The organism is Pseudomonas sp. UBA3153, assembly GCF_002364635.1.
In the GTDB taxonomy this organism is placed as follows: domain Bacteria; phylum Pseudomonadota; class Gammaproteobacteria; order Pseudomonadales; family Pseudomonadaceae; genus Pseudomonas_O; species Pseudomonas_O kuykendallii.
Genome location: NZ_DEYR01000048.1, coordinates 62,025 through 84,077, shown reverse-complemented (window position 1 = coordinate 84,077; position 22,053 = coordinate 62,025). Strand labels below are relative to the sequence as shown.

Genomic DNA, 22,053 nt, shown 5'->3' with positions numbered 1-22,053 from the left:
GTTCGGGCCGTCGCGAGGCGATGTCGGAAACGGCGCCCGGCGATTTTCATTCAGCAAGGAAACGCAGATGGCCAACATCATGATCAGCCAGGACAACGGCGGCAGCCTGCTCTTCTACCTGCCGAAGAAGGACCTGGAAGAAAGGATCGTCTCGCTGGAATTCACCGGCCCGGAAAAATGGGGCGGCGAGCTGCACCTGGCCAACGGCCAGAGCTACTTCATCGACCCGCTCGAGCGGACGCCGAAATTGCCCATGTCGTTCCGCGCCCGCCGACTTGGCGGCGCGGAAGACTGAACCGTAAACCGACGCGCCGACGCGACAAAGATTGATTCGGGTCGGCATGCCGCGGCTGCGGCGCACCCTATTCTGCGCCGCACGCCCGAAGGAGAGTTCGCCATGTCCAGCATCAGCAAGGCCGCCGCTCTGCGCATCGCCCTGGCGTCGCGCGCGCTCGGCCTGGAAAACCCGGCCTCGTTCATCGCCGCACTGGGCGGCAAGCTCGGCCTGCCGATCGACGAGAACAAGCTCGCCGGACTCACCGTCGAGGATCTGCGCGCGCTGCTGATCGGCGACGAGGAACTGGAAATCGCCACCGACATCGCCGCGCCCACGCTCAAGCAGGCGGTGCGCTACCTGTGGGGCGAACAGGACGGCGACGAAGCGCTGCCGGCCGCCAGCGCCGTCGAACTGCCCGGTGGCGCGCACCTGCGGGTCGCCGTGGCTTCCAACAGCCAGGAAATGCTCGACGGCCACTTCGGTTCCTGCCCGCGTTTCCTCATCTACGACGTCAGCACCGAGCAGGCGCTGTTGCGCGAACTGCGCAGCACCGCGGCAGCCGATGCCAGCGACGACCGCAACGCCGCGCGCGCCGAACTGATCGGCGACTGCCAGTTGCTCTACGTGCAATCCATCGGCGGTCCGGCGGCGGCCAAGGTGATTCGCGCGGGCGTGCATCCGCTGAAATTCCCCAAGGCGGCACCGGCGCAGGAAGCCCTCGCCAAGCTGCAGGCCGTGCTGCCGGCGCCACCGCCGTGGCTGGCCAAGGTGATGGGTGTGGAAAGCCGCTCGCTGGCGCGTTTCGCCGTCGACCTGGAAAGCTGAGGAGTCCGCATGCTCGAAGAAGCCCTGCTCGATGATCTCGCCGCCCAGGCCGCGCAAGCGCCGCTCGACGATGCGCGCCTGGCCGAACTGCGCCTGGCCTTTCCCGGCCTTTCGCTGACCCTGTGCAGCGACAACGACGTGCCGCTGAAGCTGCAGCCAGTACGCGGCGGCGACGGGTTCAGCCTGTACCTGGTCGATGCCCGCAAGCACTGCGCGAGCCTGACCAACGATGCGCAGAACGCCAGCGGCGTGGTGCTGGCGCTGCACGACGACGACTGATCCGCACCCAGGAGTGCTGCCCATGTTCGGCTATCTGAACCCCACCCCCGCGCCTGCCCGGACCCGCCGCGATCCCTTGCTGCTGCTTGCCGGCATCGCCCGCCACGGCTCGCTGCAGGGTGCCGCCGCGGAGCAGGGCATCGAGCTGGAGCGCGCCGGGGTGATGGTCGAATGGCTGAACAACCTCTCGCCCCTGCCGCTGGTGCACTGCAATGCCGACGGAAGTGCGCGGCTCAGCGAGCACGGCCACCAGGCGCTCGCGCTGCTCGGCGATCGCAGCCACGACTTCAACGCCTTCCTGCACACCCTGGACAGCCTGAAGGTGCGCTTCGAGGGCTTCCAGCACAGCTACCGCCTGAAAAGGAGATGGGACATGCGCACCAGCGCGAGAAACCAGTTCCTCGGCCGTATCGACGAGATCCGTACCGGGCCGATCAACAGCGAAGTGCACCTCGACATCGGCGCCGAGCAGCCGCTGGTGGCCACCGTCACCCAGGAAAGCATCGCCCGCCTGGGCCTGGAAATCGGCGGCGAAGCGATCGCCCTGATCAAAGCCTCGTGGGTCATCCTGAGCAGCAACGACAGCCTGCGCTGCAGCGCGCGCAACCAGTTCCGCGGGCTGGTGCAGAGCGTGCGCGAAGGGCCTATCAACACCGAGGTCGGCCTGGCGCTGGCCAGCGGGCGAACGCTCACCGCGGTGATCACCCACGAGAGCGCCGACGACATGGAGCTCAACCGCGGACAGATGCTCACCGCGCTGATCAAGGCCTCGCATGTCATCCTCGCCGTCGATGACTGAGCGGGCGGCGCAGCACATGGTCCGACCGCCGCCTCCCGCCGCCGGCCCCGCGCTCGAGGCGGTGCCCGCGCTGGCGCGCTGCGAAAACTGCCCGCACCGCGCCGAACGCTTCGCCGTGGGCCGCTGCACGCCGCAGAACGCCTGCATCCAGGTGCGCAACGGTCGCCTCAACGACGCCTTCCTCAGCCGCAACCCGGAATGCGCCGAAGGCTGCCTGCACGACCTGTTCTGGGAGCGCCGCGCCATCGCCGTGCGTTATGCGCCGCTGGAGTCGATCTCCTCGCTGATCGACGACCCCGACGAAGTGGTGCGCCGCGCCGTCGCCAGCCGCCTGCCGGTCGCCGAACTGCCGGCGCTGCTCGGCGACCCCGACCGCGAGGTGCGCGTGACCCTGGCCAGCCGCCTGCCGGCCGAACACCTGAGCGCGCTGATCGAGGACAGCGACTACCTGGTACGCCTGCTGGTCGCCCAGCGCCTGCCGCTGGGCGAACTGCGCCGGCTGGCCCATGACAGCGACAGCGAGGTGCGCAAGGCGGTGGCACGGCGGCTGCCGGCGTTCGCCCTGCGTCTGCTGCGCGACGACCCGGAACCGCAGGTGCGCGCCATCGTCGCCAGCCGCGGCCTGCTGGAAACCCGCCTGTCGCTGCTCGACGACCCCGACTGGCTGGTGCGCCTGCGCGCCGCCGTCCGCGCGCCGCTGGAGTACCTGGCGCGCCTCGCCGACGACCCCGAAGAAGATATCCGCAACCTGGTGGCCCGGCGCCTGGCCGGCGATCCACTGGACAACGACCTGGATGAGGACGATCCATGCAGCAGCTCCTGAGCCCCAGTTGGCCCACCACCGCCACCCTGGCCGAACGCATCGCCGAAACCCGCCCGCGGCCGCACCATGCCGCGCTCCTGGCGACCCTGGCGAAACTGCTGCCGGATCTGGATTTCCAGTACCGCCGCAGCGTCGGCGGCTGGTACCGCAGCGGTGCGGTACGCAGCCCCGGCGGCAGCCTGCTCAACGCCTCGCTGGAGGACTGGCTGGAGCTGCGCTACCAGCAGCACGACGAGGATTTCGCCGCGGTGCTGCGCGAGCTGGTCGAGGCGCAGCCGGTGGTGACCCGCCTGAATGGCTGCATCCACTACTTCGTCGCCCAGTACGCGCCGGGCGCCTCGTCGTTCTGGCAGGTCGAGGTCGAGGAGCTGCAGGAAGTCTTCGAGCGCCGCCTGTTGCCCAACGACCCGAACCCCAACGATCTGCAGGACTTGCTCGAACCGCTGCAGCCGGCCTCGATCACCCCGCAGCCGGTGGCCGCGCCGCGCTACCGGCTATCGCGCCTGGTCGACGTGCGCGCGCTGCTCGACGGCCAGGATGCCGGCGAGCCAGTGCAGCGCTTCGTTCGCGAGTGGCAGATCGGCAGCGCCGCCGAGCAGCCGCTGTGCAAGCACTGGCTGGTGCAGCAGCAGGAAAGCGTCGACGTCTTCCATCAGCGGCAGACCCGGCTGGCGATGCTCGCGGTACGCGAACGCCAGTTGCACGGATTCCCCTGGAGCTTTCGCGAAACCGGGCTGGCGCTGGCCAGCCAGCTACAGGCCTTCGAGCGCCTGGCCGGCTATCGCGGCGCCTGGTATTTCAACCTGGTCGCCGGTGCCGGCGTGCCTGCCGAGCTGGCCACGCACCTGCTCGCCGACGAGAAGGCCGGTTTCCACTACCTGCCCGACCGCGAATCCGCCCTGCTCAAGCGCTGGGTCGAAGCGCCTTACAGCTGCTGAACCTTGGCCTGCCCGCAACGGGCAGGCGCCTCCGCGTTGTCACAGTGCAACGAAGGCTTGTCGGCAATCCCCCGCGGATTCCCCCGATTGTCGGCTTCGCCACAAAACCTTCCGTTTAAATTCCTTTAAAAACAATCAGATAGTTATGGCATGCCGCTTGCGATAGTCGAGTCATCCAGTCGCAGGTGACCGCCATGCACGCTAAAGACATCGCCCAGTTGCTCGACGAACCCGCTTGCAGCCACAACCACAAGGAGAAATCCGCGTGCGCCAAGCCCAAGCCGGGAGCCACCGACGGTGGCTGCGCCTTCGACGGCGCACAGATCGCCCTGCTGCCGATCGCCGACGTCGCGCACATCGTCCACGGGCCGATCGCCTGTGCCGGCAGTTCCTGGGATAACCGCGGCACGCGTTCCTCCGGCCCGACCCTGTACCGCATCGGCATGACCACCGACCTCACCGAGCAGGACGTGATCATGGGCCGCGGCGAAAAACGCCTGCTGCATGCGATCCGCCAGGCCGTGGAGGAGTTCTCGCCGGCCGCGGTGTTCGTCTACAACACCTGCGTCACCGCGCTGATCGGCGACGACGTCGACGCCGTCTGCCGGGCCGCCGCCGAACACTTCGGCGTGCCGGTGGTGCCGGTGGATGCGGCCGGCTTCTACGGCACCAAGAACATGGGCAACCGCCTGGCCGGCGAGGCGATGTTCAAGTACGTGATCGGCACCGGCGAACCGCTGCCGCTGCCCGCCGGCGCCGAACGCCCCGGTATTCGCGTGCACAACATCAACCTGATCGGCGAATACAACATCGCCGGCGAGTTCTGGCACGTGCTGCCGCTGCTCGACGAGCTCGGCCTGCGGGTGATCTGCACGCTCTCCGGCGATGCGCGCTTCCATGAGGTGCAGAGCATGCATCGCGCCGAACTGAGCATGGTGGTCTGCGCCAAGGCGCTGCTCAACGTCGCGCGCAAGCTGGAAAGCAGCTTCGGCGTGCCCTGGTTCGAAGGCAGCTTCTACGGCGTCAACGACACGTCCGAGGCGCTGCGCACCATCGCCCGGATGCTCGGTGATGACGACCTTTCGGCCCGCGTGGAAGCCCTGATCGCCCGCGAGGAAGCACGCATCGACCTGGCCCTGGCGCCCTGGCGCGCACGCCTCGACGGCAAGCGCGTGCTGCTCTACACCGGCGGGGTGAAATCCTGGTCGGTGGTCTCGGCGCTACAGGACCTGGGCATGACGGTGGTAGCCACCGGCACCAAGAAATCCACCGAGGAAGACAAGCAGCGCATCCGCGAACTGATGGGCGAGGAGGCGCGCATGCTCGACGAGGGCAGCCCGCAGGCGCTGCTCGACTGCATGCGCGACTACCGCGCCGATCTGCTGATCGCCGGCGGCCGCAACATGTACACCGCGCTGAAGGCGCGCCTGCCGTTCCTCGATATCAACCAGGAGCGCGAGTTCGGCTACGCCGGCTATCAGGGCATGCTGGAGCTCGCCCGGCAGATCGCCCTGACCCTGGAATCGCCGGTCTGGCAGGCGGTGCGCGAACGCGCGCCCTGGGACCAGCCGGCCGCTCTGCGCGCGACGGAGGCCTGAGCCATGGCGCAGATCGTTCGTCGCGACAAGGCCCTGGCGGTCAATCCGCTGAAGGTCAGCCAGCCGGTCGGCGCCTCGCTGGCGTTCCTCGGCATCCGCAACGCCATCCCGATGATGCACGGCTCGCAGGGCTGCACGGCGTTCGCCAAGGTGTTCCTGGTACGGCATTTCCGCGAGCCGATCCCGTTGCAGACCAGCGCCATGGACCACGGCAGCGCGGTGATGGGCGCCGACGACAACGTCCTCGAAGGCCTCGCAGGGATCATCGGCAAGCGCAAGCCGGCGCTGGTCGGGCTGCCCACCACCGGGCTCTCGGAAACCCAGGGCACCGATATCCACCGGCTGGTCCGCGAGTTCCGCGCGCAGCACCCTGAGCTGGCGGCGACCCCGGTGATCGCGGTGAACACGCCGGACTACAGCGGCTGCATGGAAAGCGGCTATGCGCTGGCGGTGGAAGCGATGCTCGCTGCGCTGGTGGTCGAGGACCGCGGCCGGGCAGGGCGCCGCCCGCGCCAGGTCAACGTGCTCGCCGGCAGCCTGCTGACCGCCGCGGACATCGAGCAGCTCAAGGAAATGATCGAAGCCTTCGGCCTGAGCCCGGTGGTGCTGCCGGACCTCGCCGATGCGCTGGACGGCCACCTGACCGACGCGCAGTTCACCCCGTTCAGCGTCGGCGGTACGCCGGTGGAGGCCTTCGCCACGCTGGGTGAAGCGGCGCTGACACTGGTCATCGGCCGCTCGCTGGGCAAGGCCGCGGACATTCTCGCCGCGCGCACCGGCGTACCCGACCGGCGCTTCGACAGCCTGATGGGCCTGCAGCGCGTCGATGCGCTGGTGGACTGCCTGCGCCAGCTCAGCGGCCAGCCGGTGCCGGCAACCCTCGAGCGCCAGCGCGCGCAGTTGCAGGACTGCATGGTCGACACCCACTTCATGCTCGGCTATGCGCGCTACGCCATCGCCGCCGATCCGGACCTGCTGTTCGCCCTCGCCGACCTGGTCGCCTCCATGGGCGGCGAAACCGTCGCCGCGGTGGCACCGGCGCAGGCGCCGATCCTCGCCGAACTGGCCTGCGCGCAGGTGAAGATCGGCGACCTGCAGGATCTGGAGAAACTCGCCGCCGAAGGCCACGCGCAGCTGCTGCTGGCCAACTCCCACGCCGCACAGAGCGCCGAACGCCTGGACATTCCGCTGCAACGCGCCGGCTGGCCGTTGTACGACCGCATCGGCGGGCAGATGCAACTGTGGATCGGCTACCGCGGCACCCGGCAGACGCTGTGCAACCTGGCCAACCTGATGCTTGGTGAAATCCACAAGCACGAGGTCCAGCCCTATCGCTCGATCTACGCGGTGCGCCCGGCCGACGGCAGTCCGGCGCACGCACCGCAGGTGCCGTCGCCATGCGCCACCTGAAACTGGTAACGCTTCGAGGAGGAAACCGCATGTCCTTGCGCATCGCTTTCGCCAGCTCCGACCGGCAGCTGGTCGATCAGCACTTCGGCGCCGCCGAGGCATTCGCCATCTACGCCTTCGAGCCGCCCGTCACGCGCCTGGTGGAGGTCGCCGAGTTCAGCGAGGCGGACGTATTGATGGACGGCCACGAAGGCAAGCTGGCGAGCAAAATCGAGCTGCTCGGCGGCTGCGCGGCGGTGTACTGCGTGGCGGTCGGCGGCTCGGCGATCAAGCAGCTGCTGGCCGCCGGCATCCAGCCGATGAAGGTCGAGGAAGGCAGCGCCATCGACGACTGCCTGCGCGAGCTGATCGACGCCACCCAGACCGACGCCGCGCCCGTGTGGCTGCGCAAGGCACTGCACGGCGAGCGTGACGAGAAGCGCTTCGACGCCTTGCTCAGCGAGGCCTGGCAGGAATGATCGAGACCCGCGCCCGCGTCGTCCGTGACGTCCACGGCCAATTGCGCATGCATGGCGAAACGCCCGCCGCCTGTGGCGCCTGCCAGGTACGCGGCAGCTGCGCCGGCAACGATGACGCACTGGACATTGCCCCGGACGACGGGCTCTGCGACGGGCAGAGCGTGATCCTCTCGGTCCGCGAGGCCGACCTGCTGCGTGCCAGTTTCTATGCCTACGGGGTGCCCAGCCTGAGCGTGGTGGTCGGCGCGATGGTCGGCTCGCTATACGGCGATTTCGCCGCCATCGGCGGAGCGCTGCTGGGCCTCTGCGCGGGCCTCGGCCTGACGCATCTGCTCGGCAGCCGCCAACCCGTGCTGGTCAGCCAGCACCTCGACGATTCCCCCCCAGACAGCGGAGAACACCCATGAACCAGGCAGTCGCCGAACTTCAGCAGGACGAGATCTTCAAGCGCGAGATGGTCAAGCAGATGCGCGCCATCGACAGCTACGGCACCTACGACAGCTGGTCCGACGCGCGCGTGCTCGAGCCCTTCGTGGTGACCAAGGCCCAGCGTCGCGAGATGCCGGTGATCGGCGACCCGGACGAGATCGTGGTGGCGCGGATCAAGGCCTTCTACAACGCCATCGCCACCCTCATCGAACGCCAGTGCAAGCTGATGGCGGTGCCGCTGATCAACCTCAGCCACGAAGGCTTCGGCCGCGTGCTGATCACCGTCGGCAAGCTGGTGGTGTTCGAACGCACCCTGCGCGACGTGCACCGCTTCGGCTTCGAGACCTTGGAAGCGATGGAGGCCGAAGCCACCAAGCACATCGACGCGGCGCTGGCGATGATCGAGCGCTTCCCCGACGTCGCCGGCCTGTAAGGAGAGCCACCACATGGAACCGACCGATAGCCAGGCGCTGGACAAAGAAGTGCGCAAGCTTAAGCGCATCGCCAGCGAATGGGCCGGGCAGCTGCACGATCTGGTCGAGGATCGCCTGCCCGCCGCCTACGAGGAGATACCCCGCATCGCGCAATCCACCTATGACGCCTGCAGGGCGTGGGCGGATGCCAGTGCACGTTTGCAACAACTTGCCGAGGAGGCATCCCGATGAACATTACCGGCCTAACCCGAGGCGGCCAGAGCTGGACGCCGGCCTTCGTCGTCAGCGTCGACCAGAGCACCTGCATCGGCTGCGGACGCTGCTTCAAGGTCTGCCCGCGCGACGTGTTCGAGCTGATCGAACTGGACGACGAAGACCTCGACGACGTGCGCAGCGTGATGACCCTGGGCAACGAACTGGATTGCATCGGCTGCGGCTCCTGCAGCCGCGTCTGTCCGAAGAACTGCCATAGCCACGAAGCCATGCCCAGCGCCGGCTGACCTGGCTCCCGCCACATCAAGGAGTACCGTCATGCGTGGACCTCAAGGACAGGCCTGCCGTTTGCCGAGCAATCTGCGCAGTACCCTCACCCTGCTCATCCAGCGCCTGCGCCAGAGCGCGCAGGGCTTTCGCCAGGATGCGCTGCCGGCGCACGTCGACCCGGATTACTTGGCCTTCGTGCGCGTCACCGACCCGGTTAACGGCCGCTCGGGTTATCAGGGCTACTGGCGCGACAAGGCCGAACGGCTGCAGCTGGAGGTGTTGTTCAACAGCGACGGCAGCTACTACGCCGAACTCGACCTCGACGTGCAGCACCCGCAGGACCCACGCTGGTTCGTCGAATCGCTCACCGCCTGGGGCCGCGACGGCCAGGTGAAGATCGACCCGCGGCTGTGGCCGACGCTGTAGGCGCCGAACGTAGGATGGGTCGAGCGCAGCGATACCCATCAAGCGTCCCTAATGGGTATCGTCGCTACGCTCCTCGACCCATCCTACTGACTGCAGCGGATCGCCGGCCGGTCAACAAAAAACGCCCTACACAGCTGCGACCATCCGCTGCATTTCCCCTCTGTAGCAAATCCAACAAAGCAGTGTCGGCGTCCCCTTCCAAACAGCCTCGGCGCCTTTTCTCCGCAAGTCCCTCTGTTTAAAAACAACCACTTAGGCTTGAAAACCGGTTTGGCACAGGCCGTGCTCTGTCCCTCCTGTCATCTCACGAAGATTCTGGAGGTCAACCGTGATCAACCTCACAGCCCAAGCCGAGCAAGCCATCCACCGATTCATTCAGGGTGCCGAAGGGCAGGTCGCCGGTCTGCGCGTCGCGGTGGCCGGCGGTGGCTGCTCCGGCCTGCAGTACGCCCTGCGCCTGGAGTCGATCCAGGAAGAAGACGACCTGGTGCTGACCATCGGCAGCGTCACCCTGCTGGTCGATCCCCTCAGCGCCCCGTCACTGGACGGCTGCAACATCGACTTCGTCGACGGCCTGGCCGGCAGCGGTTTCCAGTTCAGCAACCCCAATGCCAAGACCCAGTGCGGTTGCGGCAAGTCATTCGCCGCCTGAGAGGAAAACCGTCATGTGGGATTACTCGGATAAGGTCAAAGAGCACTTCTTCAGCCCGCGCAATGCCGGCGCGCTGGAAGGCGCGAACGGTGTCGGCGACGTCGGCTCGATTTCCTGCGGCGACGCCTTGCGCCTGATGCTCAAGGTCGATCCGGAAAGCGAAGTGATCCAGGACGCCAGCTTCCAGACGTTCGGCTGCGGTTCGGCCATCGCCTCGTCCTCCGCGCTCACCGAAATCATCAAGGGCAAGACCCTCGACGAAGCGCTGAAGGTCAGCAACCAGGACATCGCCGACTACCTCGACGGCCTGCCGCCGGAAAAGATGCACTGCTCGGTGATGGGCCGCGAAGCCCTGCAGGCTGCGGTGGCCAACTACCGCGGTGAAGTCTGGAGCGACGACCACGAGGAAGGCGCGCTGGTGTGCAAATGCTTCGCGGTGGACGCGGTGCTGATAGAGGACACCATCCGCGCCAACAAGCTGACCACCGTCGAGGAAGTCACCAACTACACCAAGGCCGGCGGCAGCTGCGCCGCCTACCACGAAGGGATCGAGGAGATCCTGGTCAAGGTGCTCGCCGAGACCGGCGTGGCCTTCGACCCGACCGCCACCCCGGCACCGGTGGAAGTCGCGCCGGCGCAGATGAACACCCTGCAGCGTATCCGCCGCATCGAACAGGTGATCCAGGCCGTGCGCCCGCAACTGCAGCGCGACCATGGCGACATCGAATTGGTCGACGTGGATGGCAAGACCGTCTACGTGAACATGATCGGCGCCTGCTCCGGCTGCCAGATGGAATCGCTGACCCTCAACGGCATCCAGCAGAAGCTGATGGAAGAGCTGGGGGAGTTTATCCGCGTGGTACCGACCCGCGCCGGTTCGCTGACCCGCGCCATGGGGAACTAGACGATGGAAACCATCTATCTCGATAACAACGCCACCACCCGCGTCGATCCGCTGGTGGTCGACGCCATGCTGCCGTACTTCACCGAGCAGTTCGGCAACCCCTCGTCGCTGCACAGCTTCGGCAACCGCGTAGGCCTGGCGCTGAAGAAGGCACGCATGCAGGTGCAGGCGCTGCTCGGCGCTGCGCATGACACCGAGGTCATCTTCACCTCCTGCGGTACCGAGAGCGACTCCACCGCGATCCTGTCGGCGCTGCGTGCACAGCCGGAGCGCCGCGAGATCATCACCACCGTGGTCGAGCACCCGGCGATCCTCGCGCTCTGCGAGCATCTGGAGAAAGAGGGCTACGTGATCCACCGCCTGAAGGTCGACGGCAAGGGCCGCCTGGACCTCGACGAATACCGCGGACTGCTCAGCGAGCGTGTCGCCATCGTCAGCGTGATGTGGGCGAACAACGAGACCGGCACCTACTTTCCGGTGAAGGAAATGGCCGAGCTGGCGCACGCCGCCGGGGTGATGTTCCACACCGACGCCGTGCAGGCGGTGGGCAAGATTCCGCTGGAGCTGGCCGACAGCAAGATCGACATGCTCTCCGCGTCCGGCCACAAGCTGCACGCGCCCAAGGGCATCGGCGTGCTCTACCTGCGCCGCGGCAGCCGTTTCCGTCCGCTGCTGCGCGGTGGACATCAGGAACGCGGCCGGCGCGCCGGCACCGAGAACAGCGCGGCCATCGTCGCCCTCGGCCAGGCGGCGGAGATGGCGCTGACATCGATGGAGCATGAGAACACCGAAGTGCGCCGCCTGCGCGACAAGCTCGAAGCCGGCGTACTGGCGCAGGTCAGCCACGCCTTCGTCACCGGTGACCCGGACAACCGCCTGCCGAACACCGCCAACATCGCCTTCGAATACATCGAGGGCGAGGCGATCCTGCTGTTGCTGAACAAGTTCGGCATCGCCGCTTCCAGCGGTTCGGCCTGCACCTCGGGCTCGCTGGAACCGTCCCACGTGATGCGCGCGATGGGCATTCCCTACACCGCGGCCCACGGCACCGTGCGCTTCTCGCTGTCGCGCTACACCACCGAAGCGGAAATCGACCGCGTCATCGAGGTGGTGCCGCAGGTGGTCGCGCAGTTGCGCAAGCTGTCGCCTTACTGGAACGACCTCGGGCCGGTGGCCGACCCGCAACAGGCCTTCGCACCGGTCTACGCCTGAGGGATACGCGATGAAAGGCGAGTCTGCGGCAGTCATCATCGACGACACCACGCTGCGCGACGGCGAGCAGTCCGCCGGCGTGGCCTTCAGCCTGGAAGAGAAGCTGGCGATCGCCCGCGGGCTCGACCGGCTCGGCGTACCGGAACTGGAAATCGGCATTCCGGCAATGGGCGAGGAGGAGTGCGAGAGCATTCGCGCGGTGGCCGGGCTCGGCCTGCAGGCCGATCTGCTGGTGTGGTGCCGGATGCATGCTGGCGACCTGATCGCCAGCCGCAACCTGCCGGTGCAGATGGTCGACCTGTCGATCCCGGTGTCCGACCTGCACATCCACAAGAAACTCGGCCGCGACCGTGCCTGGGTGCTGCGCCAGATCGAGTACCTAGTTCCGCTGGCGCTGGATTCCGGCTGGCGCGTACTGGTTGGCTGCGAGGATGCCTCGCGGGCCGACCCGGACTTCCTCGCCGAGGTCGCCGAAGCCGCGCAACGTGCCGGCGCCCAGCGCCTGCGCTTCGCCGACACCCTCGGCATCCTCGAGCCTTTCGGCGTCTACCAGCGTATCGCCCAGCTGCGCAGCGTCTGCGACCTCGAACTGGAGATGCACGCCCACGACGACCTCGGCCTGGCCACGGCGAACAGCCTGGCGGCGGTGAAAGCCGGCGCCGGCCACGTCAACACCACGGTCAACGGCCTCGGCGAACGCGCCGGCAACGCCGCGCTGGAAGAAGTCGCCGTGGGCTTGATGACGCTCTACGGCCTCGATTGCGGCCTCGACCTGACGGCCTTCCCGGCACTTTCGCAGCAGGTTGCCCAGGCCGCCGGCCGGCCAGTCGGCTGGCAGAAGAGCCTGGTGGGCGAGGGCGTGTTCACCCACGAGGCCGGCATCCATGTCGACGGCCTGCTCAAGGACCCGCTGATCTATCAGGGCCTCGATCCCGCGCTGATCGGCCGCGAACACCGCCTGGTGCTCGGCAAGCATTCCGGCAGCCGCTCGGTCCAGGCCAGCTTCGCCCGCATCGGCATCGAACTGTCGCTGAACGACGCCGGCCTGTTGCTGCCGGCGATCCGCGCGCTTGCGGTGCGCTGCAAGCGCGCGCCCCGCGACGAGGAATTGCTCGCCCTGCATGCGCTGTGCAATCCGCCCGCGCTTTCGCCCTCGCAAGGAGATGCCCATGTCCGCACCAACTGATGCCGCACCGTCACTCTGGCAGTTGATGCGCGACGACATCGCCTGCGTCTTCCAGCGCGATCCGGCGGCGCGTTCGCGCTGGGAGGTGCTGACCACCTATCCCGGCGTGCACGCGGTGCTGCTGTACCGCCTCGCGCATCGTCTGTGGCGACTGGAGCTGGCCTACCCGGCGCGACTGCTGAGCTTCGTCGCGCGGCTGTGGAGCAACGTCGACATACACCCCGGCGCACGCATCGGGCTGCGCTTCTTCATCGATCACGGCGCTGGCGTGGTGATAGGCGAAACGGCCGAAATCGGTGACGACGTGACCCTCTACCATGGCGTCACCCTGGGCGGCACCACCTGGAACAAGGGCAAGCGCCACCCGACCCTCGGCAATGGCGTGGTGGTTGGCGCCGGCGCGAAGGTGCTCGGGCCGATCACCCTCGGCGACCGGGTGCGCGTCGGCGCCAACTCGGTGGTGGTGCACAGCGTCGGCGCGGACCGCACCGTGGTCGGAATCCCCGGCAAGGAAGTGGTGTCGCTGAAAACCGTGGTGAATGGCGAGGAGGGCATCAACCTCGATCACCACCTGATTCCCGACCCGGTGGGCAAGCTCATCGCCTCGCTGATCCAGCGCCTGGAGCGTCTCGAGGGCGCGCCCGAGTTGCCGCCCATCGTCGCAACGGAAGAGCCGGCGGCGGTCGTACAGAACGATCTGCACACCTTCGCCGGCGATACGCTGGCACCGCTTTCCGGCGCGGTCGGCCGGCTGCTGGAGAAGGCCGCGATTCTCTACCCGCAGATGGAAGCCGAAAACCTGCTGCTGGAAGCCTGGGCGCTGGCCTCCGATCATCCCCAGGTACTCGGCGCGCTGTATCGCTTCTACTTCTATCGCCATCGCCTCGACGACGCACTGGGCGTTGCCGAGCACACCCTGCGCACCAGTGCCGCCCAGGCCCGCCTGAACGCCGACTGGAAGAGCCTTCAGCCTGCGGATTTCGCCGGCCCGCAGAGCGGCATGCATCGCCTCTACCTGCTCGCGCTAAAGGCCTGCGCCTACCTCGAATTACGCCTCGGACGCTGCGCGTCGGCCAAGCAGCGGCTGGAGGCACTTTGCAGGCTTGACCCCAATAACAGCCTGGGCGGCGCCTATCTGCTGAGTCTCGCCGATCTTTCCGATTTCGACTGCACGTCAAACGCCGCCTGATGGGAGCACCGCTATGAGCTACCTGGAAAACTCGCTACGTGAACTCGAAGGCGCCGAGGAATTCCTCGAGTTCTTCGCCATCCCCTTCGACAGCCGCATCGTTCAGGTCTACCGCCTGCACATCCTGCAGCGCTTCCACGACTACCTGAGCCGCCTCACGCTGCCGGAGGAGGAAGCCGAACGCCACGCCCTCTACCGCGAACAGCTGAGCAAGGCCTACGCCGACTTCATCAACTCCTCGGCCCAGGCCGAACGGGCGCTCAAGGTGTTCAAGGAGGCCACACCCGGCTTCGTCGCCCTCGGCGAAATCACCCGGGGCTGAACGCCATGCAACCCTCTTACGAATACGGCGACCGCGTGCGGCTGATCCGCAACGTGCGCAACGACGGCACCTATCCCGGCATTCCTACCGGCACGCTCCTGATGCGTCGCGGCGAAGTCGGCCACGTGCTCAATGTCGGCACCTTTCTCCAGGACCAGTTGATCTACACCGTGCATTTCCTCGGCACGGACAGACGCATCGGCTGCCGCGAGGAAGAACTGGTCGACGCCGATCTGCCGTGGATGCCGAGCCGCTACGAGACCCGCGAGAAGGTCAGCGCGGCGATCCCGCTTTCGGTGAATGGCGAGGTCCGGGTGCCGCAGGGCAGCGTGGGTGAAGTGTTCAAGGTTGTCCGCGAATTCGAGCGCGGCCAGCCGTTCTATCACGTGCAGTTCCCCGGACGCCTGTTGATGGTGCCGGAGTCGGCACTGAATGACGCAAGCGGGGAGGAGGCTGGCCGATGACCGCGATCGATCAGGAAAACCTGGCGTACATGACTCTCAAGAGCGTACAGGCGCGCTTCGATTGCGAACCGGCGCAGCTCACCGAGAGCCAGAAGCATGAGGCTCAGCAGCATGCGCAGCGCCAGTACCGCATAGAAACGGCGGTGCTGGCCTCGCCCATGGCCCAGGACGTCCACGTGCCGGCCTCGACGGTGGAGGACGCCTTCGCGCGGATTCGCCAGCGCTATGAGGCGGAGGCCGACTTCCTCGAGGGACTGGAGCGCGCCGGGCTCGGCGAGGCGGGGCTGCGCCGGGCACTGCTCTGGGAGTTGCGGGTGGAAGCGGTGATGGATCGCGTGGCACAGAACGCCAAGCAGATCGATCCGGTGGACGAGGAGCTGTTCTACCTCAATCACCTCGATCGCTTCCATCTGCCGGAGCGACGCAAGGTGCGGCACATCCTCATCACCATCAATGACCAGTTCGCCGACAACCACCACGATGCCGCGCTGAAGCGCATCCGCCAGATCGCCGAGCAATTGAAGCGTCACCCGCGGCGTTTCTCCCAGCTCGCCCAACGCTATTCGGAATGCCCAACGGCAATGAACGGCGGGCTGCTCGGGGAGATGCCCCGGGGCAAGCTCTACCCGGAACTCGACCAGGTGCTCTTCAACCTCGCCAGAGGCCAGATCAGCGGACCGCTGCGATCTCCGATAGGCTTTCATCTGCTGTCGTGCGACTCGATCACCCAGGCCAAGAGGATGCGCTTCGCCGAGGCTCGCCCGAGCATCCATGAGCTTCTCGATACGCGGGTGCGGCGCGCTACCCAGCGCGACTGGATCAGGTCGCTGTTCGCCTAGTCACACGGAGAATTGCCAGAGTGGGCGCCGCGCGTTGATGTAGAATCGCCACCCCTCTGGCTTTTCCGGACAGCACCGACGTGGCCACCCGCAAACTCATCGTTCTCGACCGCGATGGCGTCATCAACGAAGACTCCGATGCCTTCATCAAGACCCTGGATGAATGGATTCCACTGCCGGGTTCCATCGAGGCGATCGCGCGCCTTTCCCACGCCGGCTGGGAGGTCTGCATAGCCACCAATCAGTCCGGCCTGGCCCGCGGCCTGTTCGACACTGCCACCCTGGACTCGATGCACGACCGCCTGCGCGAGCTGGTGGCCGGGCAGGGCGGGCGGATCGAGCTCATCCTGCACTGCCCGCATGGGCCGGACGACGGTTGCGAGTGCCGCAAACCGAAGCCCGGCATGTTCCGCCAGATCGCCGATCACTACGGCTATTCCGACCTCGCCGGTGTACCTGCCGTGGGTGATTCGCTGCGCGATCTGCAGGCGGGCGCGGCGCTCGGCGCGACGCCCTATCTGGTTCGCACCGGCAAGGGCGCGGTCACCTTGGAAAGGCCGCTGCCGCCCGGCACACTGGTCTTCGCCGATCTTTCATCCGTCGCCAGACACCTGCTCAACGAGTGATTCGATGTCGCCATTGCAAACCCTCAGAACCCTCCTGTTCTATGTTCTCCTCGCCAGCAGCGCCTGTATCTGGTGCAGCGTCAGCTTCTTCGTAGCGCCTTTCCTGCCGTTTCGCGCGCGTTACCGTTTCGTCGTGCGCAACTGGTGCCGCAGCGCCGTCTGGCTGACCAAGACCATTGTCGGCATCCGCTATGAAATCAAAGGGATAGAGAATATCCCGGAACGCCCCTGCGTGATCCTGGCCAAGCATCAGAGTACCTGGGAGACCTTCTTCCTTTCCGGCTTCTTCGAGCCGCTGTCGCAGGTACTCAAGCGCGAACTCCTGTACGTGCCGTTCTTCGGCTGGGCGATGGCCATGCTCAAACCCATCGCCATCGACCGCAGCAATCCGAAGGCCGCCCTCAAGCAGATGGCCAGCGTCGGCGCCGAACGTATCAGGCAGGGCGCCTGGATTCTGGTGTTTCCCGAGGGCACACGCGTGCCGTTCGGCCAGATCGGCAAGTTCTCCCGCGGCGGCACCGCGCTGGCGGTGAACGCCAACCTGCCGGTTTTGCCCATCGCCCACAACGCCGGCGCCTTCTGGCCGAAGAACGGCTGGGCCAAATACCCGGGCACCATCCAGGTGGTGATTGGTGCGCCGATGCACGCCGAAACCACCGGTCCGCGCGCGATAGCCGAACTCAACGACCGCGCCTTCGCCTGGGTCGAGCGCACCCAGCGTGAAATCGGCGCGCTGGAAGACGGAGCGGTGCCCCTGGATATTGCAGCACTCTGATCGATCGCCAATCGGCGCTCATAAAAAAACCGGTCAAATGACCGGTTTTTTTATGCGGGCAGAAGAACGATCAGACGTCGAGGTTCGAGACCGCTAGAGCGTTGGTTTCGATGAAGTCGCGACGCGGCTCCACGGCATCGCCCATCAGGGTGTTGAAGATCTGGTCGGCGGCGATGGCGTCTTCGATGGTGACCTGCAGCATGCGCCGCACGTTCGGATCCATCGTGGTTTCCCACAGCTGGTCCGGGTTCATTTCGCCTAGGCCTTTGTAGCGCTGGATGCTGTGACGCTTGGTGCTCTCTGTCATCAGCCAGCCAAGCGCTTCCTTGAAGGTCGATACCGGCTTCTTGCGCTCGCCGCGCTGCACGTAGGCATCTTCTTCGAGCAGGCTGTTCAACTGATCGCCGAGCTTGGTAACCGTGCGGTAGTCGTTGCTGGCGAAGAAGTCGCGGTTGAAGGTGATGTAGTTGCTCAGACCATGAGCGACCACTTCGACCTCAGGCAGCCAAAGTAGGCGTTCGCGGTCTTCGCGCAGGCTCAGCGTGTAGCTGAGGCCCGACTTCTCGATCAGCTTCAGGCGCGCCTGGAACAGTTCCAGCCAGGCCTGCATGGCTGCCTGGTCGCCGAGCTGTTCGGGCTCGACGCGCGGCAGATAGACGAAGTGCTCGGTCAACTCCTGCGGATACAGGCGCGACAGGCGACTCAGGGTCTTCATCACCGTGCGGTAATCGTTGACCAGCTTCTCCAGCGCGGAACCGGAAAGACCCGGCGCCTGTTCGTTGACATGCAGGCTGGCATCTTCGAGAGCGGACTGGGTCATGTATTCCTGCATGGCCTCGTCGTCCTTGATGTACTGCTCCTGCTTCCCGCGCTTGACCTTGTACAGCGGCGGCTGGGCGATATAGACGTAGCCCCGCTCGATCAACTCGGGCAACTGACGGAAGAAGAACGTCAGCAGCAACGTGCGGATGTGCGAACCGTCAACGTCGGCATCGGTCATGATGATGATGTTGTGGTAACGCAGCTTCTCGATGTTGTATTCCTCGCGGCCGATGCCACAGCCCAGCGCGGTGATCAGCGTGCCGACCTCCTGCGAGGAAAGCATCTTGTCGAAACGCGCTTTCTCGACGTTGAGGATCTTGCCCTTGAGCGGCAGGATCGCCTGGGTCTTGCGGTTACGCCCCTGCTTCGCAGAGCCGCCCGCGGAGTCCCCTTCCACGATGTACAGTTCGGACAGCGCCGGATCCTTTTCCTGGCAATCGGCCAGTTTGCCCGGCAGTCCGGCGATATCCAGAGCGCCCTTGCGGCGTGTCATTTCACGTGCTTTGCGGGCAGCCTCACGAGCCCGTGCAGCGTCGATCATCTTGCCGACGACTGCCTTGGCTTCATTCGGGTTCTCGATGAGGAAGTCGGCGAAGTACTTGCCCATTTCCTGTTCGACGGCCGTTTTCACCTCGGACGAAACCAGCTTGTCCTTGGTTTGGGAGCTGAACTTCGGATCAGGAACCTTCACCGAGATGATGGCCGTAAGGCCTTCGCGCGCATCGTCGCCGGTGGTGGCGATCTTATGCTTCTTGGCCAGGCCTTCCTGCTCGATATAACTGTTCAGGTTTCGCGTCAGCGCCGAACGGAAACCGGCCAGGTGAGTGCCGCCGTCACGTTGCGGAATGTTGTTGGTGAAGCAGAGCAGGTTCTCGTTGAAGCTGTCGTTCCACTGCAAGGCCACTTCGACGCCAACACCATCGTCGCGCTGTACGTTGAAATGGAAGACCTGATTGACCGCAGTCTTGTTGGTGTTCAGGTATTCGACGAAGGCACGCAGCCCTCCTTCGTACTTGAACAGCTCTTCCTTGCCGCTGCGCTCGTCCCGCAGAACGATCGCTACGCCCGAGTTGAGGAACGAAAGCTCGCGCAGGCGTTTGGCGAGGATTTCCCAGACGAAATGGATATTGTTGAAGGTCTCGGCGGATGCCTTGAAATGCACCTCGGTGCCTGTGCCTTCGGTGGTGCCGACAGGCGCGAGTGGCGCTTGAGGCACGCCATGGCGGTAGAGCTGCTCCCACACCTGACCTGCACGGCGAATGGTCAAACGCAGCTCCTCGGACAGCGCGTTTACCACCGAGACACCCACGCCATGAAGACCGCCGGAAACCTTGTAAGAGTTGTCATCGAACTTACCGCCGGCGTGCAGCACGGTCATGATGACCTCCGCAGCGGACACACCTTCTTCCTTGTGCATGTCGACCGGAATGCCGCGACCGTTGTCCCGAACCGTGATCGACTCATCTAGATGGATGGTGATGGAAATCTCGGAGCAATGACCGGCCAGTGCTTCGTCGATGGAGTTGTCGACGACTTCGAACACCATGTGGTGCAGACCCGTGCCGTCATCGGTATCGCCGATGTACATGCCCGGGCGCTTGCGTACGGCGTCCAGTCCTTTGAGGACCTTGATGCTGGAGGAGTCGTACGTGTTGTTCTCGCTCATGCTTCACTCCGAAGGTGTGATTCGGCCATGTTCCACGTGGAACATGGCGACCGGCGTATCCGCGTGCCAGCCATCTTTCAATAATTCATGATCCACGCAGGTGATGAACACCTGACAGTGCAAATCTTCCAACAGCCGACACAATGCGCGTCGGTGGTGCTCATCCAGCTCGGACGGCAAATCGTCCACCAGATAGATACATTGGCCGCGCTTGGTTTGGTTAACGAGATGCCCTTGGGCAATCCGCAGTGCGCAGACGACCAATTTCTGCTGGCCTCGGGACAGGATATCGGCCGCGCTATGAGCGCCCAACCTAAGCCTCAAATCAGCACGTTGAGGTCCCGACTGCGTATGGCCGATCTGCTGGTCACGGGATAACGAGGTGGAAAGCACTTCCTCAAGAGAACGCTCTTTATCCCATCCCCGAAAATAACTGAGGGTCAACCCCTGGAGATCCACCAGCTCGCACAGCGTCGCCTCGAACTCGGGTTTCAACGCCTGAATATAGGCGCGCCGATAGCCATCAATTTCGTCGCTGGCCAGATACAGCTCACGGTCCCACGAGGCCTGTAAAGCACCGTCAAGTGTACCATGGCGCAACCAGGAGTTCCGTTGCCGCAATGCCTTCTGAAGCCGCTGCCAGGCTCCCAGAAAGCGAGGTTCCACGTGGAACACTCCCCAATCTAGAAACTGTCGACGGATCTTTGGAGCGCCTTCCAGCAAACGAAAGCTATCGGGATTGATTAGCTGAAGCGGCAAGGTCTCGGCAAGTTGGGACGCACTTCGGACATTCTGCCCATCAATACGAATCTGCAATTCGCCCTGGCGATCACGACTGATTCCCAGATTGCTGGTTCCATCAGGCAGCAGCACTTGCCCGAACACCGTGCAGGCGGGATGTTCATACTGAATAACCGGCTGCAGTCGACTGCTGCGAAATGAGCGGGCCAGGCCCAGTAAATGGATGGCCTCTAGCAGGCTGGTCTTGCCGCTGCCGTTCGCGCCATGGAGGATGTTGATGCGGGGGGAAGGGGAGAGCGTCACCGGGTGCAAATTGCGCACCGCGGTGACAGTGACGCGGCTTAAGGACATTGAGCGTTACAGGCGCATCGGCATGACGACATAGGCAGACTCGTCGTTTTCAGCTTCCTGCACCAGCGCACTGCTATTGGAATCGGAAAGAATCAAACGCACCTGATCGGTAGTCATCACGCCCAGCACGTCCAGCAGATAGCTGACGTTGAAGCCAATCTCGAGGCCGGCACCCGTGTAGTCGACGGCTACTTCTTCTTCCGCTTCTTCCTGCTCGGGATTGTTGGCCTGAATCTTCAGTGTGCCACTCGTCAGTAGGAGTCGGATGCCCCGGTATTTTTCGTTGGAGAGAATCGCGGTGCGGCTAAAAGCCTCGCGCAGGACCTGCCGGTCGCCCACTACCAGTTTGTCGCCGCCTTTGGGCAGCACGCGCTCGTAGTCGGGAAATTTGCCGTCGACGAGTTTCGAGGTGAAGGTAAAATCACCCGTGGTAGCGCGAATATGGTGCTGGCCCAGCACGATCGCAACCTCGCCATCCTGCTCGGTCAACAGGCGGGCCAACTCCAGAATACCTTTGCGGGGAACGATCACCTGGTGACGGTCCGCCTGTTCGATGCCGGCCGTCATCGAACACATGGCCAGTCGGTGGCCGTCAGTGGCGACCGCACGAAGCACGTTGGCGCTGACTTCCAGCAGCATCCCGTTCAGGTAGTACCGCACATCCTGCTGCGCCATGGCGAAGCTGGTGCGCTCAATGAGCCGACGCAGCTTCGCCTGCGGCAAGGTGAAGTTCAGCGAGCCCGGACCTTCCTCGACTGTCGGGAAGTCATTGGCCGGCAAGGTGGACAAGGTGAAGCGGCTGCGGCCCGCCTTGACGACCAATTTCTGTTCATCCAGCCGCACGTCGATCAGCGCGTCGCTGGGAAGGCTCTTACAGATATCCATCAGCTTGCGTGCGGGAACAGTGATTTCGCCGGCCTCGGCGATGTCTTCCAGGGCAACGCGACCGACCAGTTCGACTTCCAGGTCGGTGCCGGTAAGGGAAAGATTCTGTCCCTCCACGACCAGCAGGACGTTGGAAAGAACCGGCAGGGTCTGCCGACGTTCCACGACGCCGCCAACCAGTTGCAGGGGTTTCAACAGGGCTTCGCGCTGAATAGTGAAGTGCATGGTCCGTTCCCTTGC

27 protein-coding genes are annotated in these 22,053 nt (G+C 65.2%); 24 read left to right on the top strand and 3 right to left on the bottom strand.

Annotation, left to right across the window (positions count from 1 at the left end; translation table 11 throughout):
- The first annotated feature begins 67 nt into the window (after window positions 1–67).
- The 24 genes from nifT (at window position 68) to B2X67_RS12835 (ending at window position 17,348) form a co-directional block, all read left to right on the top strand.
- Window positions 68–295: a putative nitrogen fixation protein NifT gene (gene nifT, locus B2X67_RS12950; RefSeq protein WP_286785732.1), complete on the top strand. Its 228-nt coding sequence runs from the start codon at window positions 68–70 to the stop codon at window positions 293–295.
- Between the two features lie 102 nt (window positions 296–397).
- The gene (locus tag B2X67_RS12945; protein WP_273233631.1) at window positions 398–1,102 is read left to right on the top strand and encodes a dinitrogenase iron-molybdenum cofactor biosynthesis protein; all 705 of its coding nucleotides are present in this window, start codon (window positions 398–400) and stop codon (window positions 1,100–1,102) included.
- 9 nt (window positions 1,103–1,111) lie between these two features.
- The gene (locus B2X67_RS12940) at window positions 1,112–1,381 is read left to right on the top strand and encodes a DUF6129 family protein (RefSeq protein WP_286785731.1); all 270 of its coding nucleotides are present in this window, start codon (window positions 1,112–1,114) and stop codon (window positions 1,379–1,381) included.
- A 22-nt stretch (window positions 1,382–1,403) separates the two neighbouring features.
- A complete protein-coding gene (locus tag B2X67_RS12935) occupies window positions 1,404–2,180 on the top strand; it encodes a TOBE domain-containing protein (protein WP_282339143.1) in 777 nt (258 codons plus the stop codon).
- A 16-nt stretch (window positions 2,181–2,196) separates the two neighbouring features.
- The gene (locus B2X67_RS12930) at window positions 2,197–3,003 is read left to right on the top strand and encodes a 4Fe4S-binding leucine-rich repeat protein (RefSeq protein ID WP_286785730.1); all 807 of its coding nucleotides are present in this window, start codon (window positions 2,197–2,199) and stop codon (window positions 3,001–3,003) included.
- Window positions 2,988–3,941, top strand: coding sequence for a hypothetical protein (locus B2X67_RS12925; protein WP_286785729.1), 954 nt, complete (start codon window positions 2,988–2,990; stop codon window positions 3,939–3,941). The genes B2X67_RS12930 and B2X67_RS12925 overlap by 16 nt, the downstream gene beginning before the upstream one ends.
- A 194-nt stretch (window positions 3,942–4,135) precedes the next feature.
- Window positions 4,136–5,539, top strand: coding sequence for a nitrogenase iron-molybdenum cofactor biosynthesis protein NifE (gene nifE / locus B2X67_RS12920; protein WP_286785728.1), 1,404 nt, complete (start codon window positions 4,136–4,138; stop codon window positions 5,537–5,539).
- Between the two features lie 3 nt (window positions 5,540–5,542).
- Complete coding sequence (gene nifN / locus B2X67_RS12915) at window positions 5,543–6,949, top strand: nitrogenase iron-molybdenum cofactor biosynthesis protein NifN (protein ID WP_286785727.1); 1,407 nt, start codon at window positions 5,543–5,545, stop codon at window positions 6,947–6,949.
- A gap of 29 nt (window positions 6,950–6,978) precedes the next feature.
- Window positions 6,979–7,407: a NifB/NifX family molybdenum-iron cluster-binding protein gene (locus tag B2X67_RS12910; protein ID WP_286785726.1), complete on the top strand. Its 429-nt coding sequence runs from the start codon at window positions 6,979–6,981 to the stop codon at window positions 7,405–7,407.
- Entirely contained in the window at window positions 7,404–7,814 is a 411-nt protein-coding gene (locus B2X67_RS12905; protein WP_286785725.1) for a SoxR reducing system RseC family protein, read from the top strand. The genes B2X67_RS12910 and B2X67_RS12905 overlap by 4 nt, the downstream gene beginning before the upstream one ends.
- Window positions 7,811–8,269 (top strand): NifX-associated nitrogen fixation protein, encoded by a 459-nt coding sequence (locus B2X67_RS12900; RefSeq protein ID WP_286785724.1) that lies wholly within the window; start codon window positions 7,811–7,813, stop codon window positions 8,267–8,269. The genes B2X67_RS12905 and B2X67_RS12900 overlap by 4 nt, the downstream gene beginning before the upstream one ends.
- Window positions 8,270–8,282: 13 nt before the next feature.
- A complete protein-coding gene (locus B2X67_RS12895; protein WP_286785723.1) occupies window positions 8,283–8,501 on the top strand; it encodes a CCE_0567 family metalloprotein in 219 nt (72 codons plus the stop codon).
- Window positions 8,498–8,770 carry a ferredoxin III, nif-specific gene (gene fdxB, locus B2X67_RS12890; RefSeq protein ID WP_090231416.1) on the top strand — a complete coding sequence of 91 codons (273 nt, stop codon included), beginning with the start codon at window positions 8,498–8,500 and terminating at the stop codon, window positions 8,768–8,770. Before B2X67_RS12895 ends, fdxB begins: the two co-directional genes overlap by 4 nt.
- A gap of 31 nt (window positions 8,771–8,801) precedes the next feature.
- Window positions 8,802–9,179, top strand: a complete 378-nt coding sequence (locus B2X67_RS12885; protein WP_090231417.1) for a hypothetical protein — start codon at window positions 8,802–8,804, stop codon at window positions 9,177–9,179.
- A gap of 328 nt (window positions 9,180–9,507) precedes the next feature.
- On the top strand, window positions 9,508–9,831 hold the full coding sequence (locus B2X67_RS12880) for a HesB/IscA family protein (protein ID WP_286785722.1): 324 nt from the start codon (window positions 9,508–9,510) through the stop codon (window positions 9,829–9,831).
- Window positions 9,832–9,844: 13 nt separating this feature from the next.
- Window positions 9,845–10,735, top strand: coding sequence for a Fe-S cluster assembly protein NifU (gene nifU / locus B2X67_RS12875; protein WP_286785721.1), 891 nt, complete (start codon window positions 9,845–9,847; stop codon window positions 10,733–10,735).
- 3 nt (window positions 10,736–10,738) lie between these two features.
- On the top strand, window positions 10,739–11,947 hold the full coding sequence (gene nifS, locus B2X67_RS12870; RefSeq protein ID WP_282339154.1) for a cysteine desulfurase NifS: 1,209 nt from the start codon (window positions 10,739–10,741) through the stop codon (window positions 11,945–11,947).
- 10 nt (window positions 11,948–11,957) lie between these two features.
- Complete coding sequence (nifV, locus tag B2X67_RS12865) at window positions 11,958–13,133, top strand: homocitrate synthase (RefSeq protein ID WP_273233618.1); 1,176 nt, start codon at window positions 11,958–11,960, stop codon at window positions 13,131–13,133.
- Window positions 13,117–14,322, top strand: coding sequence for a serine O-acetyltransferase (cysE, locus tag B2X67_RS20885; RefSeq protein ID WP_376747725.1), 1,206 nt, complete (start codon window positions 13,117–13,119; stop codon window positions 14,320–14,322). Before nifV ends, cysE begins: the two co-directional genes overlap by 17 nt.
- 13 nt (window positions 14,323–14,335) lie before the next feature.
- Window positions 14,336–14,644 carry a nitrogenase-stabilizing/protective protein NifW gene (gene nifW, locus B2X67_RS12855; RefSeq protein WP_090231422.1) on the top strand — a complete coding sequence of 103 codons (309 nt, stop codon included), beginning with the start codon at window positions 14,336–14,338 and terminating at the stop codon, window positions 14,642–14,644.
- Between the two features lie 5 nt (window positions 14,645–14,649).
- Entirely contained in the window at window positions 14,650–15,108 is a 459-nt protein-coding gene (locus tag B2X67_RS12850; RefSeq protein ID WP_286785720.1) for a nitrogen fixation protein NifZ, read from the top strand.
- Window positions 15,105–15,947: a nitrogen fixation protein NifM gene (gene nifM, locus B2X67_RS12845; RefSeq protein ID WP_273233617.1), complete on the top strand. Its 843-nt coding sequence runs from the start codon at window positions 15,105–15,107 to the stop codon at window positions 15,945–15,947. The genes B2X67_RS12850 and nifM overlap by 4 nt, the downstream gene beginning before the upstream one ends.
- Window positions 15,948–16,027: 80 nt before the next feature.
- A complete protein-coding gene (gene gmhB / locus B2X67_RS12840; RefSeq protein ID WP_282339156.1) occupies window positions 16,028–16,573 on the top strand; it encodes a D-glycero-beta-D-manno-heptose 1,7-bisphosphate 7-phosphatase in 546 nt (181 codons plus the stop codon).
- A gap of 4 nt (window positions 16,574–16,577) precedes the next feature.
- Window positions 16,578–17,348, top strand: coding sequence for a lysophospholipid acyltransferase family protein (locus B2X67_RS12835; RefSeq protein ID WP_286785719.1), 771 nt, complete (start codon window positions 16,578–16,580; stop codon window positions 17,346–17,348).
- A gap of 70 nt (window positions 17,349–17,418) precedes the next feature.
- Here the strand turns inward: B2X67_RS12835 and gyrB are convergent, their stop codons facing one another.
- From gyrB to dnaN, 3 genes are read right to left on the bottom strand one after another with little or no spacing between them, the layout of a single operon-like run.
- Window positions 17,419–19,836, bottom strand: coding sequence for a DNA topoisomerase (ATP-hydrolyzing) subunit B (gene gyrB, locus B2X67_RS12830; RefSeq protein ID WP_286785718.1), 2,418 nt, complete (start codon window positions 19,834–19,836; stop codon window positions 17,419–17,421).
- A gap of 3 nt (window positions 19,837–19,839) precedes the next feature.
- Complete coding sequence (recF, locus tag B2X67_RS12825; protein ID WP_286785717.1) at window positions 19,840–20,928, bottom strand: DNA replication/repair protein RecF; 1,089 nt, start codon at window positions 20,926–20,928, stop codon at window positions 19,840–19,842.
- Between the two features lie 6 nt (window positions 20,929–20,934).
- Window positions 20,935–22,038: a DNA polymerase III subunit beta gene (gene dnaN / locus B2X67_RS12820; RefSeq protein WP_286785716.1), complete on the bottom strand. Its 1,104-nt coding sequence runs from the start codon at window positions 22,036–22,038 to the stop codon at window positions 20,935–20,937.
- Window positions 22,039–22,053: the final 15 nt, after the last annotated feature.

What these genes read in the sequence shown, in the direction of transcription:
- nifT (WP_286785732.1), top strand. Translation starts at nt 68, where the DNA reads ATGGCCAACATCATGATCAGCCAGGACAACGGCGGCAGCCTGCTCTTC.
- B2X67_RS12945 (WP_273233631.1), top strand. Translation starts at nt 398, where the DNA reads ATGTCCAGCATCAGCAAGGCCGCCGCTCTGCGCATCGCCCTGGCGTCG.
- B2X67_RS12940 (WP_286785731.1), top strand. Translation starts at nt 1,112, where the DNA reads ATGCTCGAAGAAGCCCTGCTCGATGATCTCGCCGCCCAGGCCGCGCAA.
- B2X67_RS12935 (WP_282339143.1), top strand. Translation starts at nt 1,404, where the DNA reads ATGTTCGGCTATCTGAACCCCACCCCCGCGCCTGCCCGGACCCGCCGC.
- B2X67_RS12930 (WP_286785730.1), top strand. Translation starts at nt 2,197, where the DNA reads ATGGTCCGACCGCCGCCTCCCGCCGCCGGCCCCGCGCTCGAGGCGGTG.
- B2X67_RS12925 (WP_286785729.1), top strand. Translation starts at nt 2,988, where the DNA reads ATGCAGCAGCTCCTGAGCCCCAGTTGGCCCACCACCGCCACCCTGGCC.
- nifE (WP_286785728.1), top strand. Translation starts at nt 4,136, where the DNA reads ATGCACGCTAAAGACATCGCCCAGTTGCTCGACGAACCCGCTTGCAGC.
- nifN (WP_286785727.1), top strand. Translation starts at nt 5,543, where the DNA reads ATGGCGCAGATCGTTCGTCGCGACAAGGCCCTGGCGGTCAATCCGCTG.
- B2X67_RS12910 (WP_286785726.1), top strand. Translation starts at nt 6,979, where the DNA reads ATGTCCTTGCGCATCGCTTTCGCCAGCTCCGACCGGCAGCTGGTCGAT.
- B2X67_RS12905 (WP_286785725.1), top strand. Translation starts at nt 7,404, where the DNA reads ATGATCGAGACCCGCGCCCGCGTCGTCCGTGACGTCCACGGCCAATTG.
- B2X67_RS12900 (WP_286785724.1), top strand. Translation starts at nt 7,811, where the DNA reads ATGAACCAGGCAGTCGCCGAACTTCAGCAGGACGAGATCTTCAAGCGC.
- B2X67_RS12895 (WP_286785723.1), top strand. Translation starts at nt 8,283, where the DNA reads ATGGAACCGACCGATAGCCAGGCGCTGGACAAAGAAGTGCGCAAGCTT.
- fdxB (WP_090231416.1), top strand. Translation starts at nt 8,498, where the DNA reads ATGAACATTACCGGCCTAACCCGAGGCGGCCAGAGCTGGACGCCGGCC.
- B2X67_RS12885 (WP_090231417.1), top strand. Translation starts at nt 8,802, where the DNA reads ATGCGTGGACCTCAAGGACAGGCCTGCCGTTTGCCGAGCAATCTGCGC.
- nifU (WP_286785721.1), top strand. Translation starts at nt 9,845, where the DNA reads ATGTGGGATTACTCGGATAAGGTCAAAGAGCACTTCTTCAGCCCGCGC.
- nifS (WP_282339154.1), top strand. Translation starts at nt 10,739, where the DNA reads ATGGAAACCATCTATCTCGATAACAACGCCACCACCCGCGTCGATCCG.
- nifV (WP_273233618.1), top strand. Translation starts at nt 11,958, where the DNA reads ATGAAAGGCGAGTCTGCGGCAGTCATCATCGACGACACCACGCTGCGC.
- cysE (WP_376747725.1), top strand. Translation starts at nt 13,117, where the DNA reads ATGTCCGCACCAACTGATGCCGCACCGTCACTCTGGCAGTTGATGCGC.
- nifW (WP_090231422.1), top strand. Translation starts at nt 14,336, where the DNA reads ATGAGCTACCTGGAAAACTCGCTACGTGAACTCGAAGGCGCCGAGGAA.
- B2X67_RS12850 (WP_286785720.1), top strand. Translation starts at nt 14,650, where the DNA reads ATGCAACCCTCTTACGAATACGGCGACCGCGTGCGGCTGATCCGCAAC.
- nifM (WP_273233617.1), top strand. Translation starts at nt 15,105, where the DNA reads ATGACCGCGATCGATCAGGAAAACCTGGCGTACATGACTCTCAAGAGC.
- B2X67_RS12835 (WP_286785719.1), top strand. Translation starts at nt 16,578, where the DNA reads ATGTCGCCATTGCAAACCCTCAGAACCCTCCTGTTCTATGTTCTCCTC.
- gyrB (WP_286785718.1), bottom strand. Translation starts at nt 19,836, where the DNA reads ATGAGCGAGAACAACACGTACGACTCCTCCAGCATCAAGGTCCTCAAA.
- recF (WP_286785717.1), bottom strand. Translation starts at nt 20,928, where the DNA reads ATGTCCTTAAGCCGCGTCACTGTCACCGCGGTGCGCAATTTGCACCCG.
- dnaN (WP_286785716.1), bottom strand. Translation starts at nt 22,038, where the DNA reads ATGCACTTCACTATTCAGCGCGAAGCCCTGTTGAAACCCCTGCAACTG.